Raw genomic sequence first — 15287 nt, 5'->3', positions numbered from 1 at the left:
CCGCTCGACACCGAAAGAGGACCGATGACCCACCACGACGCACCGTCCGTCACCGGCGACCACGCCACGACGCTCCGCCTGGGCGAGCACACCGTCACCGTCCTCACGGACGGCGGCGTCCAACTGCACCCCCTGCACTGGTTCCCCGACTCCACACAGGACGACTGGAGCGCCCCGGACGCCTCCCCGCTGGACGACACCGGACACCTCGCCGCCCCCATCACGGCCCTGCTCGTCGAGCACCGCGACCCGTGCCTGCTCATCGACACCGGGTACGGCGCGCACAGCGTGGCCGCCGAGGACACCATCGCCACCATCGGAGGCCTGTACGGCGGCCGGCTCCCGGCCGAACTCGCCCGACACGGACGCGAGGGCGCGGACATCGACACGGTCGCCTTCACCCACCTCCACGACGACCACGTCGGCTGGGCCTTCGGCGCCGGACCCGACGCGCCACGCCTCTTCCCCCGGGCCGCGTACGTGGCGTCGGCCGCCGAGTGGGCGGGCCAGGAGCGCAGGGCGGGCGAGGCGGTCACGCGGGCCGTGGCCACGGGCGACGAGATCTTCCCCGGGGTCCGCGCCTGGGCCGCCCCCGGGCACACCGACGGACACACCGCCTACGTGATCTCGGCCGGCGGCCGGCGGCTGATCGCCTTCGGGGACGTCTTCCACGTCCCGGACCAGTTCGCCCGGCCCGACTGGACGTGCGCGATGGACGCCGACCCGCGGCAGGCGGTGCGGACCCGGCACGCGATGGCATCCGAACTGACCCGGCCCGACACCCTCGCCTTCGCCACCCACTTCGGCGCGGGACCGCTGGGACAGGTGCGGAACCGGCGCGGTGTCCCGCGCTGGACGCCCCTGGACGCGTAGGGGAGTTCCCGGTGCGGGCGGGCGGACGCGTGCCGTCCACAGCGTGTTGGTGTGAATGGCAGCTTCCTTGGCGGTGGCGTCGCGGAAGCCGGTGACATTGAAGTCTGGGGAACCGGAAAACCCGCTGCGATGATTCACAGCGTGGGCCAGAACTTCCATTCGAAGTTCGCAGCAGAATCCGGATCCGCCTTTGCCCGCCCGTGGCCGGGATCCGGAAAGACCACGCTCACCCCGAATCCGACGAGGGAATCCGGCACGTCGTTCTCCCGCCCAGGCCACAGGAGGTACCAGACAGATGAGTCGGGTGAAAGTCGCCTTCTTCGACGTGGATCACACCCTGACCACCTCGGGAAGCATGTCCCGGTTACTTGCCTATTACCACGCGGCCCTGGGCCACCCGCGCCGGGAATTCGACGACCGTATGTGCGAACTCAAGGCCATGACGGCCGTCGGATGCCCGCGCGAGGCGGTCAACCGCGCCTATTACGCCGGTCTGGAGGGCCTCGACGCGGAAGTCATGGCCGCGATGGCCGGCGCCTGGTTCGACGCCGAACGCGCCACCGGCCGCTTCTACCACGAGCCCGCCGTCGCCGCGCTGCGCCGGCACCAGGAACGCGGCGCGCACATCGCACTCGTCTCCGGCTCGTTCCCCGCCCCGCTGCGCCTCATCGCCGCGGACCTGGGCGCGGACGAGCTCCTGTGCACCGAGCCGCGCGTCGAACGCGGCCGCTACACCGGGAAGTTGGACGGGCCGCCGATGATCGGAACCGCCAAGGCGGACGCCGCGCTGAAGGTCCTCCTGCAACGCGGCGTGCCCGCCCGTGACTCCATCGCGTACGGGGACGACATCTCGGACCTCCCCCTCCTGCGGGCCGCCGGTTCGGGCGTCGTCGTCGGGGGCGACCGCCGGCTGCGCACCCTGGCCGGCGCCGAGGGCTGGACCCTGCTGCCCGGCACCCCGCCCGCACCGGACCTGCGCCTCCCGGCCTGGTCCGCCCCGGCCCGTTCCTCCCCCTGGACGGCGCGCGGCCGCACCGCACAGCCCGTTGTCACCTCAGCCCGCTATGACATGTCGGAGAGCGCATGACTGCCTGGTTCTTTCAACGACTCGAACAGTTCGGGGACGCCGACGCCATCGTCTTCGAAGGCCGGACGCACAGCTACCGGCACGTACTCGGCCTCACCGCCCGGTGGAACGACCTCCTCGACGCGCACGGCATCCGGTCCGGGGACGTCGTCGCGCTGGAGGGCCCCAGCAGCGTCGAGGCGTGCGCCGGACTGCTCGCCCTGATCGCGCGCGGCGCCGTCGCCGTCCCCCTGGCCCCGCTGCCCGCCGCGAAGCGGACCGAATTCCTCGACGTCGCCGAGGTCGAGACGGTCGTCACCCTCGGCGGGGCCACCGCCGAGCACCGCGTCGAGCGCACCGGACGCCGCGCCGCACACCCCTTCTACGAGCAGCTGCGCGCCGCGGCCACCCCCGGTCTCGTGCTGTTCAGTTCGGGCACCACCGGGCGCAGCAAGGCCACCGTCCTCGACATGGCGAAGATGCTCGGCAAGTACCGCGAGGTCCGCAGGGCGCAGCGCACCCTCGGATTCCTCAGCCTCGACCACATCGGCGGCATCAACACCCTGCTGCACACGCTCAGCCAGGGCGGCGCGCTGGTCACCATCGCCGAGCGCACCCCGGCCACGGTCTGCGCCGCCGTCGCCGCCCACGGCATCCAGGTGCTGCCCACCACGCCGACGTTCCTGAACATGCTGCTGATCTCGGGGGCGTACGCCGACCACGACCTCGGCTCCCTGCGGCTCATCACCTACGGCACGGAACCCATGCCGCTCGGCGTCCTGCGCAAGCTCCACGAGGCACTGCCCGACGTACGCCTCAAGCAGACCTACGGCCTGTCCGAACTCGGCATCCTGGCCACCAAGTCGCGCGGTGACGACAGCCTCTGGGTCAAGCTCGGCGGCGCCGGATTCGACTACGAGATCCGGGACGGCATCCTGTGGATCCGGTCCGACATCGCCATGCTCGGCTACCTCAACGCGCCCGCGCCCTTCGACGAGCAGGGCTACTTCAACACGCAGGACGCCGTCGAGGTCGACGGCGACTACGTCCGCATCCTGGGCCGGAAGTCGGAGATCATCAACGTCGCGGGGGAGAAGGTCTACCCCGGCGAGGTGGAGAACGTCCTGCTGGAGATGGACCTCATCGCCGACGCCACGGTCTCCGGCCGCAGCAGCCACATCACCGGCCAGGTCGTCCAGGCCCTCGTGAAGCTGACGCGTCCCGCCGACCCCAAGGACGTCGCCCGCCAGGTGCGCCGCCACTGCGCCGAGCGCCTGGAGGCCTACAAGGTGCCGCTCCTGGTCGAGGTGTCGCAGGACGACCAGCACTCCGAACGCTTCAAGAAGATCAGGGCCGCGGTATGAGCACGCCGGTCGCGGACCGCCGGGCGGCACTCGTCAGCGGCGGCAGCAGAGGACTCGGCCGGGTCCTGGTCGAACGGCTGCTCGGCGACGGATGGTCCGTGTCGACGTTCAGCCGGACCTCCAACGACTTCGTCACCGAGATGTCGGACAAGTACCAGGACGCGTTCCACTGGGAGTCCGTCGACCTCGCCGACTCCCAGGCCCTGCGCGCCTTCGCGCGCGACAGCGGCAAGCGGTTCGGTGGGCTCGACCTCCTCATCAACAACGCCGGCGTGCTGCACCAGGAACTCTTCCTGACCGCCGCGCCCGGCCGGATGGAGGACCTGATCCGCGTCAACCTCCTCGCCCCGCTGCACCTCTCCCAGGCCTGCGCCCGGCTCATGGTGCGCGGCGGCGGCGGAAGCATCGTCAACATCTCGTCCATCAACGCCATACGGGGATACCGGGGCGTCGCCGTCTACGCCGCGGCCAAGGCGGGCCTCGAAGGCCTCGGCCGCAGCATGGCGCGCGAACTGGGACCCCAGGGCGTCCGGGTCAACACCCTCACACCCGGATTCTTCGACAGCGACATGACGGCGGAGGTCACGTCGCGCAACCGCGAAAAGATCCAGCAGCGCACACCGCTGGGACGGCTGGGGACGGTGGACGAGATCGCCGACGCGGTCCTCTTCCTCGCCTCGCCCCGGTCACGCTTCATCACCGGACAGACCATGGTCATCGACGGAGGCATCACATGCTGAAGGAAACCCACGCCACGGACAGCGTCGTGCAGCGGACCGTCCTGCGCGAGATCGACAACGTCCTGCTCAACGACGACGGCGCCATCGAGTACAACCTGGACGACCCGCTGCTGACGGCCGGTCTGAACTCGCTGCTGCTGGCCCAGCTGCTGCTGGAGCTGGAGGCCGAACTCGGCGTCGACCCCTTCGCCGGGGACCGGTCCATCACCGACGTGCGCACCGTCCGCGAACTCATCGCCGCCTACGAGGACTCGATACGTACCGCAGGGGCGGGTGTGTGACGTGACCACCAGTATCGATCGGCACCTCCGGCTGCCGTCCATTGACGACTATCTCGGCCCCGGCGAGACGCGGTTCTTCTCCCGCGGCTACCAGCGCGCCGAGTACCGCGTCGGCGACATCGTCGTCGCTCCGGTCGACGCCCCGGACGCCGGGGTGCGGGGCACCGTCGACGTCGCCTACCCGGCCGACTGGTCCCGCAAGAAGGACGGCACGGACCTGCGGCCGCACCTCAGCACGGTCGACGCCCTCGTCCTGGGCGTCCAGCTCGCGGAGCTCCACCTGACCTACGGGTACGGCCTGGACGCCTCGGCCCGCCGCCGCATGCGCCTGCTCAAGGTCGTGCTGCGGGCGGGCGGCGCCCCCCAGGAGGAGCTGGTGGACATCCCGCTGGCGGCCCGTCTGGTGAGCACCGAGGCACGCCCCGACCGGGAGGGCCGCTTCCGGTCCGTGCACAACTGCACCGTCGGCAACCTCCAGGTCCGCTGCGAGATCGAGCACGACATCAGCACCCGCGCCGTCAGTGAGGCCCGCTACCACGGGCTCGAGGACGCGCTCGGCCCGGACCGGGACCGGTTCTGGGGCGGCGGCTTCAAGCACCGGCGCCACCACATCCGTGACGTCGGCGTCGACCTGGAGGAGTTCACCGCCCGCGCCGGCGTCACGTTCGACCCGGAGACCGAGCCCGCGCCCGACGGCATCGAGGGCGGCCGGCGGTCGGCCGTCTCCCTCATCGACGCCTTCGTGGTCAATCTCCAGCTGGCCCAGGTGCTCCTGTACGAACTCGACTCCATCAGCCGGTCCGAGAGCAACACGCTGTGGATGATGCAGACGGTTCTCGAGGCCCCGCCCGAGCAGCCGCCGCACACCGGCCCCGAGCCCCACGCCGCGCGGGCCACGCTCAGCAGCCGGCGGCTGCTGCCGCTGCGCGGCGGACTGTGGCGCAGCGTCGAGATCACCGGGGAGCTCGCCGGCGTGAACCTGCGGTGCGGCTTCGCCCACGAACTGCCGCCGAGCGCCGTCGTCGCGGACTGAAACGACGGCTCACCCGACACGGCCGGTGGCGCGCCCGCCATCCCCCCGGCGCACGGCGCGCCCCCGGCCGTCCCCCGACCGTGACCGACAGAGAGACACATGACAGTGGATCAGGCCGTACTCGACTGGTTCTCCCTCAGCCCGTCGCAGACCCGACCTCAGGAACCCGAACTCCGGCTGCCCCCGGCAGCACCGCCCTCGTCCTGGCCCGCGCACCCCGCCGAGCGGGAGCGCCTCCTGGAGGACCTCGTCCGCCAGGAGATCGGCCACGTGCTCGACTGCCCGCCGACCGCGGTCGACCGGCACCAGACCCTGACCGATCTCGGCGTCGGCTCCATGATCGGCCTGGAACTCCAGCGCCGTCTCGCCGCCGCCCTCGCGGTCGAGCCCGAACTGACCTTCATCCTGCGGGCCCCCGACACCGGAACCCTGGCCCGCTACCTCGACCGACTCCTCGCTCCATCCAAGGCAGGGACTGAACAGCGTGACATTGCCGATCCCGCCGCAAAGTAGCGCAGACCTGTGGATCCTGCGGCAGCCGCCGCTCGGCAGCTGCACGGGCGAACTGGACCTCACCGAACTCGACGCGGCCGAACGCAGCCGTGCCGGGACGTGCCGGCGCGAGGCGGGCCGGCTGCTCTACAGCAGCGCGCACGTGGCCCTGCGCCGCCTGCTCAGCGCCTACCTGGACACCGATCCGCGCAGTCTGCGGATGGGCCGCGAGGCGTGCCCCTGCTGCGACGAGCCGCACGGCCGGCCGGTCCTCGAATACCCCGACACACCCCTGCACTTCTCCCTCTCCCACAGCAACGGCATGGCCCTCATCGGCATCTCGACGGTGCCGCTCGGCGTCGACGTGGAGAAGGTCCCCGCGCCCAAGACGGTCGACGTCTGCACTCCCGCCCTGCACCCGGACGAACAGCGCGAGCTGGCGACCGGGCCCGCGGACGTCGTCGGCTTCGGGCAGCTGTGGACGCGTAAGGAGGCCTACCTGAAGGGCCTGGGCACCGGACTCGGCCGCCCCCTGGCCGCCGACTACCTCGGCGCCGACCCGGCGCTGCGGCCCGACGGCTGGGAGGTCGTCGACGTGCCCTGCGGTCCGCAGCACGTCGCGGCCGCCGCGCTGCGCGGCACCGAGCGGGCCCGGGTACGGGTGCACTGGCTGGCCATGGAGTCCCTGTACAAGGAGAACCCGGTGCCGCTCGACCCCGGACGCTCCCTCCTCGCCGAGCTGGTCGCCTGAGATGCCGATCCTCGACCTCAACCCGGCCCTGCGCGGCGAGCCCGCCCACACGTTGGTGCTGTTCCACCACGCGGGCGGCTCGTCGCGCGGGTTCGCCCCGCTGCTGCCCCACCTGCCCGCGGACTGGCGGGTCTGGGGCGTCGACCTGCCCGGCCGCCTTCTGGACCGGGGCAGGGACCGATGTCGTACGGCCGTGGAAGCCGTCGACTACCTGCGTTCCACCCTGGGGCCGGCGCTGTCGGGCCCGTTCTCCGTCTTCGGCCACAGTCTGGGAGCGCTGCTCGCCTTCGAAGTGGCGCGGGCACTGGAGTCGGAGCGGAGGGGGCCGTGCTGGCTCGGCGTCTCGGGAAGCCGGGCCCCGCAGCGGTTCGTGAGCTCCCCGGGCCCGCCGGGGCGGGCCCGCGACCTCCTGCGCCAGGTGCACGGCCTGGGCGGACCGACCGGTGACCCCGCCGGCCGCGGTGACCGGCACGCCCTCGCCCGGCTGGTGGCGCGCACCCTGAGCGCCGACATGGACCTGGTCGCGGACTACGCCTACACGCCAGGCACCCCGCTGCGGACGGCGCTGTCCGTGTTCGGCGGGGAGGACGATCCGCTGGCGCCCGCGGCGGCCCTGGGGGAGTGGTCCGCCCTCGCCAGCGGCCCGGTGCCCTGCCACACCTGGCCCGGAGGGCACTTCTACCTCTACGAGCACGCCGAAGCGGTGTGCGCCCGACTCGTCACCTCGTGCCGGTCGCAGACCGCCCCGGGCTGACGCCCGGACGCGCACACGGATCCGCCCCGCAGACAGATGTCTGCGGGGCGGATCCGTGTGCCGCAGTCCCCGGCGCCTACTGGCGGGTCCCGGTCTCGGCGGACCTCGCGATGCGGTCCAGCAGCCGGTGGTGCTCGACCGCGTGCCGGAAGTCCGGCACCGTCCTGCTGCCGGTGTGCAGGTCCTCGCGCAACTGCGCGTACGCGTGCGCCACGACGCCCGCGGGGCCGTCCACGCCGGAGACCTCCTGGTACCGGGCGGGGACGGGCAGCGGCGCCGGCCGCTGGTCCTTGCCGCGCGCGCCGCTGATGTCGAACTGGCCGAACTGCAGGTGCCCGGTGTTCCCCGAGATCACCAGGTCGCCGTCGGTGCCGTTGATCTCCCAGTGCAGATTGGTCGCCCGGCTCGAACCGCCCCGGTAGTGCAGCGAGGCGACCGCGCCGCTCGCCAGCCGGCCGGAGACGGCGATCTGGTCCTCGGCGGTCATCGGAATGCTCCCGCCGGTGTCGGACACCTGCACCGTGGGACGCCGCGTGGCCGTCGTCGCGCTCAGCTCCGTGAACGACGACAGGCACATGGTGAGGGCATCGAGGGTGTGACCGAACGGGATGGTCATGAGGGTCGCCCCGTTGCTCCGGTCGACGGTGTACGCGCCGCCCGAGCCCACGGCCGGACCCCAGCCGCCGCCCGAGCCGAGCAGCGTGGTCGACAGGACCTCCCCGACGTAGCCGTCCGCGATCAGGTCACGCAGGTAGCGCACCGCCGGCGCGGAGCGCGACTGCAGCCCCACCGCCGTGCGCACCCCGTGCCGCTCGGCCAGCAGGGCGAGCTCCTCGGCCTCGTCGAGCCCCGTGGCGAGCGGCCATTCGCTGAGCACGGCCTTGCCCGCCTCCAGCGCGGGCAGGATCAACTCGCGGTGCCGGGGCACCCGTACGGAGATCACCACCAGGTCGATGTTCTCGTCGCGGGCCAGGTCGTGCACGTTCGAGTAGGCAGCCGCGACGCCGTGGTGCTCCGCCGCCCGCTGCGCGGACCCGGCCGAGGAGGCCGCGAGTCCGCGCAGCTCGTAACCGTCCACGGCCCGGAGCGCGGGCACATGGCCGCGCGAGCCCCATCCTCCGTCGGCGCTGAGGCCGACGATGCCCACGCCGATGGGCTTGCGGGAGCCGGTGCTTGCTGTCATCAAGAAGTTCCTCTGATCGATTCGGTGAGCGGGTCGGGGAGTGGGTCGGTCGGCGGTTCGGTGGGGACGGCGGGCCCTGCCCACCGCCACGGCGTCAGTCGGCCAGGCGTCCGTACGCCCCGCGGTAGAACACCAGCGGCGCGTCCGCTCCGTGGCCGCCGATGCGGTGGACGCGCGCGACGACCACGTCGTGGTCACCGGCCGGGTACTCGGCCTCGGTGGAGCACTCCAGCCAGGCCGGCGTCCCGTCCAGGACCGGCGCGCCGGTGGGCGTGGTGCTCCAGCTCAGCCCGCGGAACTTGTCGCCGCCCGGGGAGGCGAGCCGCGTGCTGATCTCGCGCTGGTTCTTCCCGAGTATGTTCACGCAATAGCGTTCCGCGGTACGTATTTTGGGCCAGCTGCTGCTCGTACGGGCCATGCAGAAAAGCACCAGGGCGGGATCCAGGGAAACCGAGGTGAAGGAATTCACGACCACGCCCGCGGGCGTGGAGTCGATTCCGTGCAGGGCGGTGACGGCGACCACTCCGGTGGTGAACCTGCCCAGGGCGGCACGGAATTCATCGGGGTCGATCCGGCCGGACGCGGGGGCCGGAAAGTCGAGGGGACGCTGGATGTGAGGGGGCGCGACTGGCGAGGTCATACCGCCATGGTTCGTCGTGTCCGAGGCACCGGGCAAGTGCCCCTCGGTGGTATTGGTGAGGGCAACACCGACAACGGGTGCAACTCCCTTTCCTCGTCCGTAAGGTCGCACAGCGGGGCGACTCGTGCGTCCTCCAGGCGCGGCCCGAATGCCGACCGGATTCTGGCCGCGCGTTCCGCACCACGGACGATTGGGGTTCATCGTGCACGTCCATGCGCAGGGTCGGACGTCGAACGGGGTCGGGCCGTGAACATAAAGCAGCTCGACGCGTTCCTGGCGGTCGCGCAGTCACGGAGCTTCACCCAGGCCGCGCGCCTGCTGGGGCTGGCGCAGCCGACCGTCACCGCACGCATCAAGGCGCTGGAGCAGATCCTCGACGCGCCGCTGCTCGACCGCACCGCCGGCGGAGCCCAGCTCACGCCCGCGGGGCGGCGCCTGCACGACTACGCGTGCCGCATCGTCCGGCTCAGCGAGATGGCGCGCAACTCCGTGGCCGAACCCGCCGACCAGACACCCCGGTTGGCGATCGGCGCCGCCGAGTGCATCACCACGTACCGTCTCGTGCCGCTGATCGAGTATCTGCATCTGCGGCACGGAGGCCTCGGGGTCGCCCTGCGCGGACTCGACGCCGATCCGGTCTCCCTGGTGCGGGAGGAGCGCGTCGACTGCGCCTTCTTCATCGGCCCCCGCCCCGTCACGCCCGACGTGCGCCACCGCGCGCTGCGCCGCGAGTCGTTGAGCCTGGTGGCGGCGCCGTCCCACCCGCTGGCCGGGAGGGTCGTCGCGTCGGCCGCGGAGTTCGCGGCAGAGACCCTGGTGTGCGCACACCGCTGGAACGGCTACCAGCGCGGCCTGGAGGCCGAGTTGGCCGGGACCGGCGAACCGGCGGGCGGTGTCCTCGCGCTCGGCTCGGTCGACGCGGTCAAGCGCGGTGTCGGCGAGGGCATCGGGATCGCCCTGCTGCCCACCGTCGCCGTGCGCGACGAACTGCGCGAGGGCGCGCTCGGACCGATCCGCTGGCGGCCGCCCTTCGAGGTCTTCTCGCAGTGCGTCTGGCGCCGCGGACTCGACGACGATCCGTCCTTCGCGACCGTGCTCGACGCGGCACGTCAGGTGCTGGCCGAGGGCGAGGCCACCGACGGGCCCGCGCTGCGCCCCGCGTGCTGATGCCCGCCGGGCCGGGTGCCGCGTGACCCGGCGGGCGTCGGCACGCCCGGCGTCTCAGGCGGCGATCGCCGTACCGAGGAAGGTCGTCAGGGCCTTGCGGTCCACCTTGCCGTTCGCGTTGAGGGGCAAGGTGTCCAGGACCGTGAGGGAGCCCGGCACCATGTACGCGGGCAGCCGTGCGGCGAGCCGCTCCAGCGCCTCGGCGGTGTCCGTGATCGTGCCGGTGCACACGGCGCCGAGCTCGATGTCGCCGCCCGGCCCCGGCACCGCCAGGACGACGGCCTCGGCGATGCCGGCGAGGTCGAGCAGAGCCGACTCGATCTCCCCGAGCTCGACCCGGTAGCCGCGGATCTTGAGCTGATGGTCGAGCCGGCCGAGGTGCACCAGCGCCCCGTCGAGATGGCCCACCCGGTCGCCCGTGCGGTACCAGTGGTCGGCCGTGAGCGGCGTCGTGCCGTCGTGGACCACCGCGGTCCCGTCCACCATGCGCAGGAACCTGCCGATGTCGTCGGCCGGGTCCAGATAGCCGGGGAAGCGCTGCGAGCCGCGCACCACCAGTTCGCCGGTCTCGGCGGGCCGGCCCTCCTCGTCGAGCACGAGGTGTTCCTGGCCCGGGTACGGCGTTCCGATGGGCACCGTGCCGTTGGCCGGCCGCGGCCAGTCCTGCACGGCGTCGGGGAGCCGGAACTCCGTCCACGTGACGGTCATCTCGGTGGGGCCGTAGATGTTCTCCAGGACGGACTGCGGGGCGGCGGCCCGCCACGCCTCCGCGTGACGCAGGGTCAGCGCCTCGCCGCAGAACAGGCTCCAGCGCAGGGTCGGCATGGAGCCGGGCCTGAGCGCGCGCAGCCGCATGGCGATGGAGGCGACGGAGGGCACGGAGTTCCAGTGCGTGATGCGCGCGGTGTTCACGAACCGCACCGGTGTCAGGAGGTCCTTCTTGTCCGGCACGACGAGCGCGGCGCCCGAGGCCCAGGCGGCGAACATGTCGTACACGGACGGGTCGAAGGTCAGGTCGAAGGTCTGCGAGACACGGGCCCCGGGGCCCAGCTCGTAGCGGGGCACGACATGGCTGATGTAGGCCGACACGTTGCGGTGGACGATGGGCACGCCCTTGGGGCGGCCGGTCGAGCCCGACGTGAACAGGATGTAGGCGAGGTCGTCGGGTCCCGCGGCCGAGGCGGGCAGGTCCGGGACCGGACCGGAGCGCAGGGCGGCCGTGCGGGCGGCGGGCAGGTCCACCGCGGGCGTCCCCAGATCCGTGCCGTCCTCGGTGATCACGAGGTCGAGACCGGCGTCGGCGGCGATGGTCGCGTTCCGCGCGGCCGGCCAGGACGGGTTGAGCGGCACGACGACGGCGCCGAGGCGCTGCACGGCGAGGTAGCCCGCGTAGGCGGCCGTGCTGCGGGCGGCCAGCAGGCCGACGCGGGCGGGCACGCCGCCGTGCGCGGCGACGAGCTCACCCGCCACGCGTGCGGCGAGCGCGTCGAGCTCGGCGTAGGTCAGCACCTCGCCGGCGACCTCCAGCGCGGTCTGCCGGTCGCCGTACTGGGCAACGGAGTCCGCGAACCAGTCGTACATGGTCCTGATGGCAGTCATGATGTCCGGTCCTCTTCCGTGGCGCGGTCGATGGAGGGTTGGAAGAATGCTTTTCCGTGCTCACCGAAGAGTCAAGGGCGAGGTTTCGCGGGGCCGGGCGCCGATTGATTATCCAAATACTCTATTTGTGGTCGTGCCCCCGGACCCGGGACTATTTCACGCCCCCCACCTCGGTTCGAAACTCCAATTTCTCCGGTGAGGACCCCCGTGACCCCGAATCCAGAAGTCCGGCCCAGTTCACCGCTCCAGGAAGCGCTCTGGTGGATCCAGCACCGAGGTGGGCGCAAGGACCTGATGAACCTCACCTGGCGGCTGCGCACCGGCCGCCTCGACCCGGCGGTCCTGACGGCCGCGTGGCGGCACGTCGTCGACCGTCACACGGCGCTGCGCAGCGCGTTCGAGCGCCACGGGGAGACCGTCGTACGGATCGTGCACCCGGCGCCCTTCGACGCGCGGCCCCAGCAGGTGGTGTGGGAGCGGGTCCCCGAGGGCCGCAGCGCGCCGGAGCTGCTGGACGAAGTGGCCACCCGGCTGCACGCGATCCCGTTCGTCCTCGACGACGCGCCGCTGGTCCGGCTCACGCTGGTGCGCGTCGGGCCGGTCGACGAGCTCGTGCTCACCGCCCACCACGCGGTCGTCGACGGCTGGGCGGTACAGCTGCTCCTGGACGACCTGCACCGCGCCTACGTCGCGGTCCGGGACGGCGGCATCGCGGCGCTCGCCCAGGAGACCGCCGCCCCGACGCCCGCCGAGGAGGCGGTGCGCGCCGCCCCCACGGCGAAGGAGACCGGGTTCTGGACGGACCGGCTGCGCGGCGCGAGACCGGCGGCCCTGGTGGCCGAACCCTCCGGCGCCGCGCCCGGCTCGGGCGCGGTGCTGCGCCACACCCTCACACCCCGTTCGCGCGTCGCCGTCGAGACCATCGGCCGGCGCGTGGGCTGCACGGAGTTCGCCGTGCACCTCGCGGCGGTCCGCACGGTGCTCGCCCGGGGCGGGGCGTCGGGGCGGACCACCGTCGGCACGGTCGTGGCCAACCGGCCGACCCTCGCCGACCAGCGCAGTGTCGACTACCGCGCCAACACCGTCCTGCTGGCCGACGAGATCGGTGCGCAGGACACCTTCGACGCGGTCGTGACGCGGGCGCGGGACAGCCTGTGGGAGAGCCTGCCGTTCCAGCACGTGACCTATCCCGAGGTGTTCGCGCGGCTGAGCGACGAGGACCGGGCCGCGCTCGGCACCGTCCCGCCCGTCCTCGTGACCCATCACGGCGGGATCGGCTCGGGCATCATGCTCGGCGACGAGCCCGCCCGCCTGCTGGCGAGCCCGTCGACCAGCGCCCGCTGCCAGCTCCTCGTCGGCGTCTTCGACGACGGCGGGGACACGGTGCTCGAGGTCGAGTACGACACCTGCGCGCTCAGCGAGCGATCCGTGCGGGTGTTCCTCGCCGACGTCGAGGCGGTCCTGGCCGCCTCGACGGCCGGGGGATGCCGCGTGGCCGACCTGCGGGTGGCCACCAGGGCCACGGCCCGTCCGGCCCGGCCGACGGGCGCCCCGGACGCGACCGCGTTCGCCGAGCCGGCAGCGGCGGCGGGCGTGCTGGCCGACTGGCAGCGCGTGTTCGGCCGCGTCGTGCGCCCCCACGACGACTTCTTCGCCCTGGGCGGTCATTCCCTTCAGGTACTGGAGCTGGTGGCCCGCGTCGAGAAGAACACCGGAGCCGAACTGGACCTGGAGGCCTGGCTGGAGGAGCCGACGCCCGCGCGGATGGAACGGCTGCTGGGCCCCGCCGCGACGGACCCGGCCGCCCCCGGCCCGACCGCGCCGCCCGCCCTCGCGCGCACCGTGGTGCTGCGCACGGGAGAGCCCGGCGGCCGGCACCTGCACCTCGTGCACGGCGCGGGGGTCGGCGTCCTGCCCTACCGCGAACTGGCCGGAGCGCTCCCCGGCGACTGGCGGGTGACGGTCAGCGAGGACGACGGCGTCGCCGGGGCGAGCATCGCGGACCTGGCGGCCCGCTACACGGCCCGACTGCTCGCCGACGGACTGCCCGACCTGCTCGGCGGCTGGTCCATGGGCGGTCTGCTGGCCCACGAGATCGCCGCCGGACTACGGGCGCGGGGCCACCACTGCCCGCCGCTGCTCCTGCTGGACGCGCCGGTGCCGGGTGACGTGCCGGAGACGGGCACCGACGCCTTCGCCCGCGCCGTCCTGCGCGGCGCGGCCCCCTTGCCGCACGTGCCGGACCGGCTCAGCCTCGGGCCGCGCGAGGACCATGCCCTGGACACCCTGGCCGTTCTGCTGCGCGTCACCTCCGGCGACGCCGTCGGGGACGCCCTGCACGCACGGCACGCCCTGCACCGGCGGCACGTGACGGCGATGACGGCCCCTCGCGCGCTGCGGGCCGTCGACGTACCGGCGCTGGTGGTGGCGGCGGATCTCGCCGACAGCGACCTCGACCGCTGGCGGGGATTCCTCGCCGGCGACACCCGCTCGGCACGCGTCGCGGCCGGTCACTACGAGCTGCTGACGGCCCCCGCCGTCGACGAGGTGGCCCGGCTGGCGGTGGACCTGATGAGCGCACCCGCGACGGCACGATGACCCGGGGCCGCCGCGGTCCGCACGGGACCGGACCCGGTGTGCCGTCAGCCGGACTGTGCGGCCCCCGCGGCCTGCCGGGCCGCGTAACGGCGGGCCTTCGCGCGGTTGCCGCACACGCGCATCGAGCACCAGCGGCCGCTGCGGTTCTTGGAGGTGTCCCAGAACACCCAGGCGCAGGCGTGCTCCGAGCAGCGCTTGAGCCGGGCGGCCTCGCCGGTGACGGCCAGCTCGCTCCAGGCGACGGCCAGCGCCGCGAGCGCCTTCCTGGACGCCGTGAGCTGCGGGGCGGGGGCGAGGGTGCCCGGCGTGTCGCCGCCCGCGGTGACCACGAGGGGCAGGTCGCGCAGCGCCTTCGTCGCCTCGTCCTGGAGCGCCGGGTCGGGCCGGTCGCCCACGTGCGCGCCCAGGGCCTCGCGGATGCCGGAGCGCAGGCGCAGCCCCAGGACGTGCTCCGCGGCGCCGATCCGCTCGCCGCCGCGCAGCAGCCCCTGGGCGCGCAGCCAGCCGTCGAGCTTGCGGGCGGTGTCGATCTCGTCGGTCGCGAGCTCGACATCGACCGTGTTGGCGAACGCCTGGATCAGCTGGGCGGACGCCGGTGCGTCACGCATGGGCCACCTCCCGTCGAGGGGCTCCAGCCTACACCGGATAACCGGCTATCGGCTTTGCCGGGTAGCGGCGATGTGCGGTGCCGTGCCAGACTCGACATCCCGGGTTCACCAACAAAACGGTTAGACGGTTAGGGGAGA

15 protein-coding genes are annotated in these 15287 nt (G+C 72.9%); 11 read left to right on the top strand and 4 right to left on the bottom strand.

What is annotated here, in order from left to right:
- The first annotated feature begins 24 nt into the window (after positions 1-24).
- The 9 genes from ABII15_RS02525 to ABII15_RS02485 all read left to right on the top strand — a co-directional run bounded on the left by ABII15_RS02525 (position 25) and on the right by ABII15_RS02485 (position 7354).
- Positions 25-873, top strand: a complete 849-nt coding sequence (locus ABII15_RS02525; RefSeq protein WP_353940588.1) for an MBL fold metallo-hydrolase — start codon at positions 25-27, stop codon at positions 871-873.
- Positions 874-1168: 295 nt separating this feature from the next.
- Positions 1169-1960: an HAD-IB family hydrolase gene (locus ABII15_RS02520; RefSeq protein WP_353940587.1), complete on the top strand. Its 792-nt coding sequence runs from the start codon at positions 1169-1171 to the stop codon at positions 1958-1960.
- Positions 1957-3303 (top strand): class I adenylate-forming enzyme family protein, encoded by a 1347-nt coding sequence (locus ABII15_RS02515; RefSeq protein ID WP_353940586.1) that lies wholly within the window; start codon positions 1957-1959, stop codon positions 3301-3303. Before ABII15_RS02520 ends, ABII15_RS02515 begins: the two co-directional genes overlap by 4 nt.
- The gene (locus ABII15_RS02510; protein ID WP_353940585.1) at positions 3300-4043 is read left to right on the top strand and encodes an SDR family oxidoreductase; all 744 of its coding nucleotides are present in this window, start codon (positions 3300-3302) and stop codon (positions 4041-4043) included. Before ABII15_RS02515 ends, ABII15_RS02510 begins: the two co-directional genes overlap by 4 nt.
- A complete protein-coding gene (locus tag ABII15_RS02505) occupies positions 4037-4324 on the top strand; it encodes a phosphopantetheine-binding protein (protein WP_353940584.1) in 288 nt (95 codons plus the stop codon). Before ABII15_RS02510 ends, ABII15_RS02505 begins: the two co-directional genes overlap by 7 nt.
- Before the next feature lies 1 nt (position 4325).
- Positions 4326-5357 carry an AvrD family protein gene (locus ABII15_RS02500; RefSeq protein WP_353940583.1) on the top strand — a complete coding sequence of 344 codons (1032 nt, stop codon included), beginning with the start codon at positions 4326-4328 and terminating at the stop codon, positions 5355-5357.
- A gap of 99 nt (positions 5358-5456) precedes the next feature.
- Complete coding sequence (locus ABII15_RS02495) at positions 5457-5870, top strand: acyl carrier protein (protein WP_353940582.1); 414 nt, start codon at positions 5457-5459, stop codon at positions 5868-5870.
- Positions 5842-6600: a 4'-phosphopantetheinyl transferase superfamily protein gene (locus tag ABII15_RS02490; RefSeq protein ID WP_353940581.1), complete on the top strand. Its 759-nt coding sequence runs from the start codon at positions 5842-5844 to the stop codon at positions 6598-6600. Before ABII15_RS02495 ends, ABII15_RS02490 begins: the two co-directional genes overlap by 29 nt.
- A gap of 1 nt (position 6601) precedes the next feature.
- Positions 6602-7354, top strand: coding sequence for an alpha/beta fold hydrolase (locus tag ABII15_RS02485; protein WP_353940580.1), 753 nt, complete (start codon positions 6602-6604; stop codon positions 7352-7354).
- 76 nt (positions 7355-7430) lie between these two features.
- On the opposite strand, the gene ABII15_RS02480 is transcribed toward ABII15_RS02485, so the two are convergent.
- A complete protein-coding gene (locus tag ABII15_RS02480) occupies positions 7431-8537 on the bottom strand; it encodes a Gfo/Idh/MocA family oxidoreductase (protein WP_353940579.1) in 1107 nt (368 codons plus the stop codon).
- Positions 8538-8631: 94 nt separating this feature from the next.
- A complete protein-coding gene (locus ABII15_RS02475) occupies positions 8632-9177 on the bottom strand; it encodes a flavin reductase family protein (protein WP_353940578.1) in 546 nt (181 codons plus the stop codon).
- A gap of 246 nt (positions 9178-9423) precedes the next feature.
- On the opposite strand from ABII15_RS02475, the gene ABII15_RS02470 reads away from it, so the two are divergent.
- Positions 9424-10344 (top strand): LysR family transcriptional regulator, encoded by a 921-nt coding sequence (locus ABII15_RS02470; protein ID WP_353940577.1) that lies wholly within the window; start codon positions 9424-9426, stop codon positions 10342-10344.
- Positions 10345-10398: 54 nt separating this feature from the next.
- Here ABII15_RS02470 and ABII15_RS02465 read toward each other — a convergent pair whose 3' ends face one another.
- Positions 10399-11943: an amino acid adenylation domain-containing protein gene (locus ABII15_RS02465; protein WP_353940576.1), complete on the bottom strand. Its 1545-nt coding sequence runs from the start codon at positions 11941-11943 to the stop codon at positions 10399-10401.
- 207 nt (positions 11944-12150) lie between these two features.
- On the opposite strand from ABII15_RS02465, the gene ABII15_RS02460 reads away from it, so the two are divergent.
- Positions 12151-14541 carry a condensation domain-containing protein gene (locus ABII15_RS02460; RefSeq protein ID WP_353940575.1) on the top strand — a complete coding sequence of 797 codons (2391 nt, stop codon included), beginning with the start codon at positions 12151-12153 and terminating at the stop codon, positions 14539-14541.
- A 44-nt stretch (positions 14542-14585) separates the two neighbouring features.
- Here ABII15_RS02460 and ABII15_RS02455 read toward each other — a convergent pair whose 3' ends face one another.
- A complete protein-coding gene (locus ABII15_RS02455) occupies positions 14586-15149 on the bottom strand; it encodes a CGNR zinc finger domain-containing protein (protein ID WP_353940574.1) in 564 nt (187 codons plus the stop codon).
- Positions 15150-15287: the final 138 nt, after the last annotated feature.

The sequence above is a fragment of the Streptomyces sp. HUAS MG91 genome (genome assembly GCF_040529335.1).
Taxonomy (GTDB): domain Bacteria; phylum Actinomycetota; class Actinomycetes; order Streptomycetales; family Streptomycetaceae; genus Streptomyces; species Streptomyces tabacisoli.
This window is presented reverse-complemented; position numbering and strand designations above follow the sequence as displayed.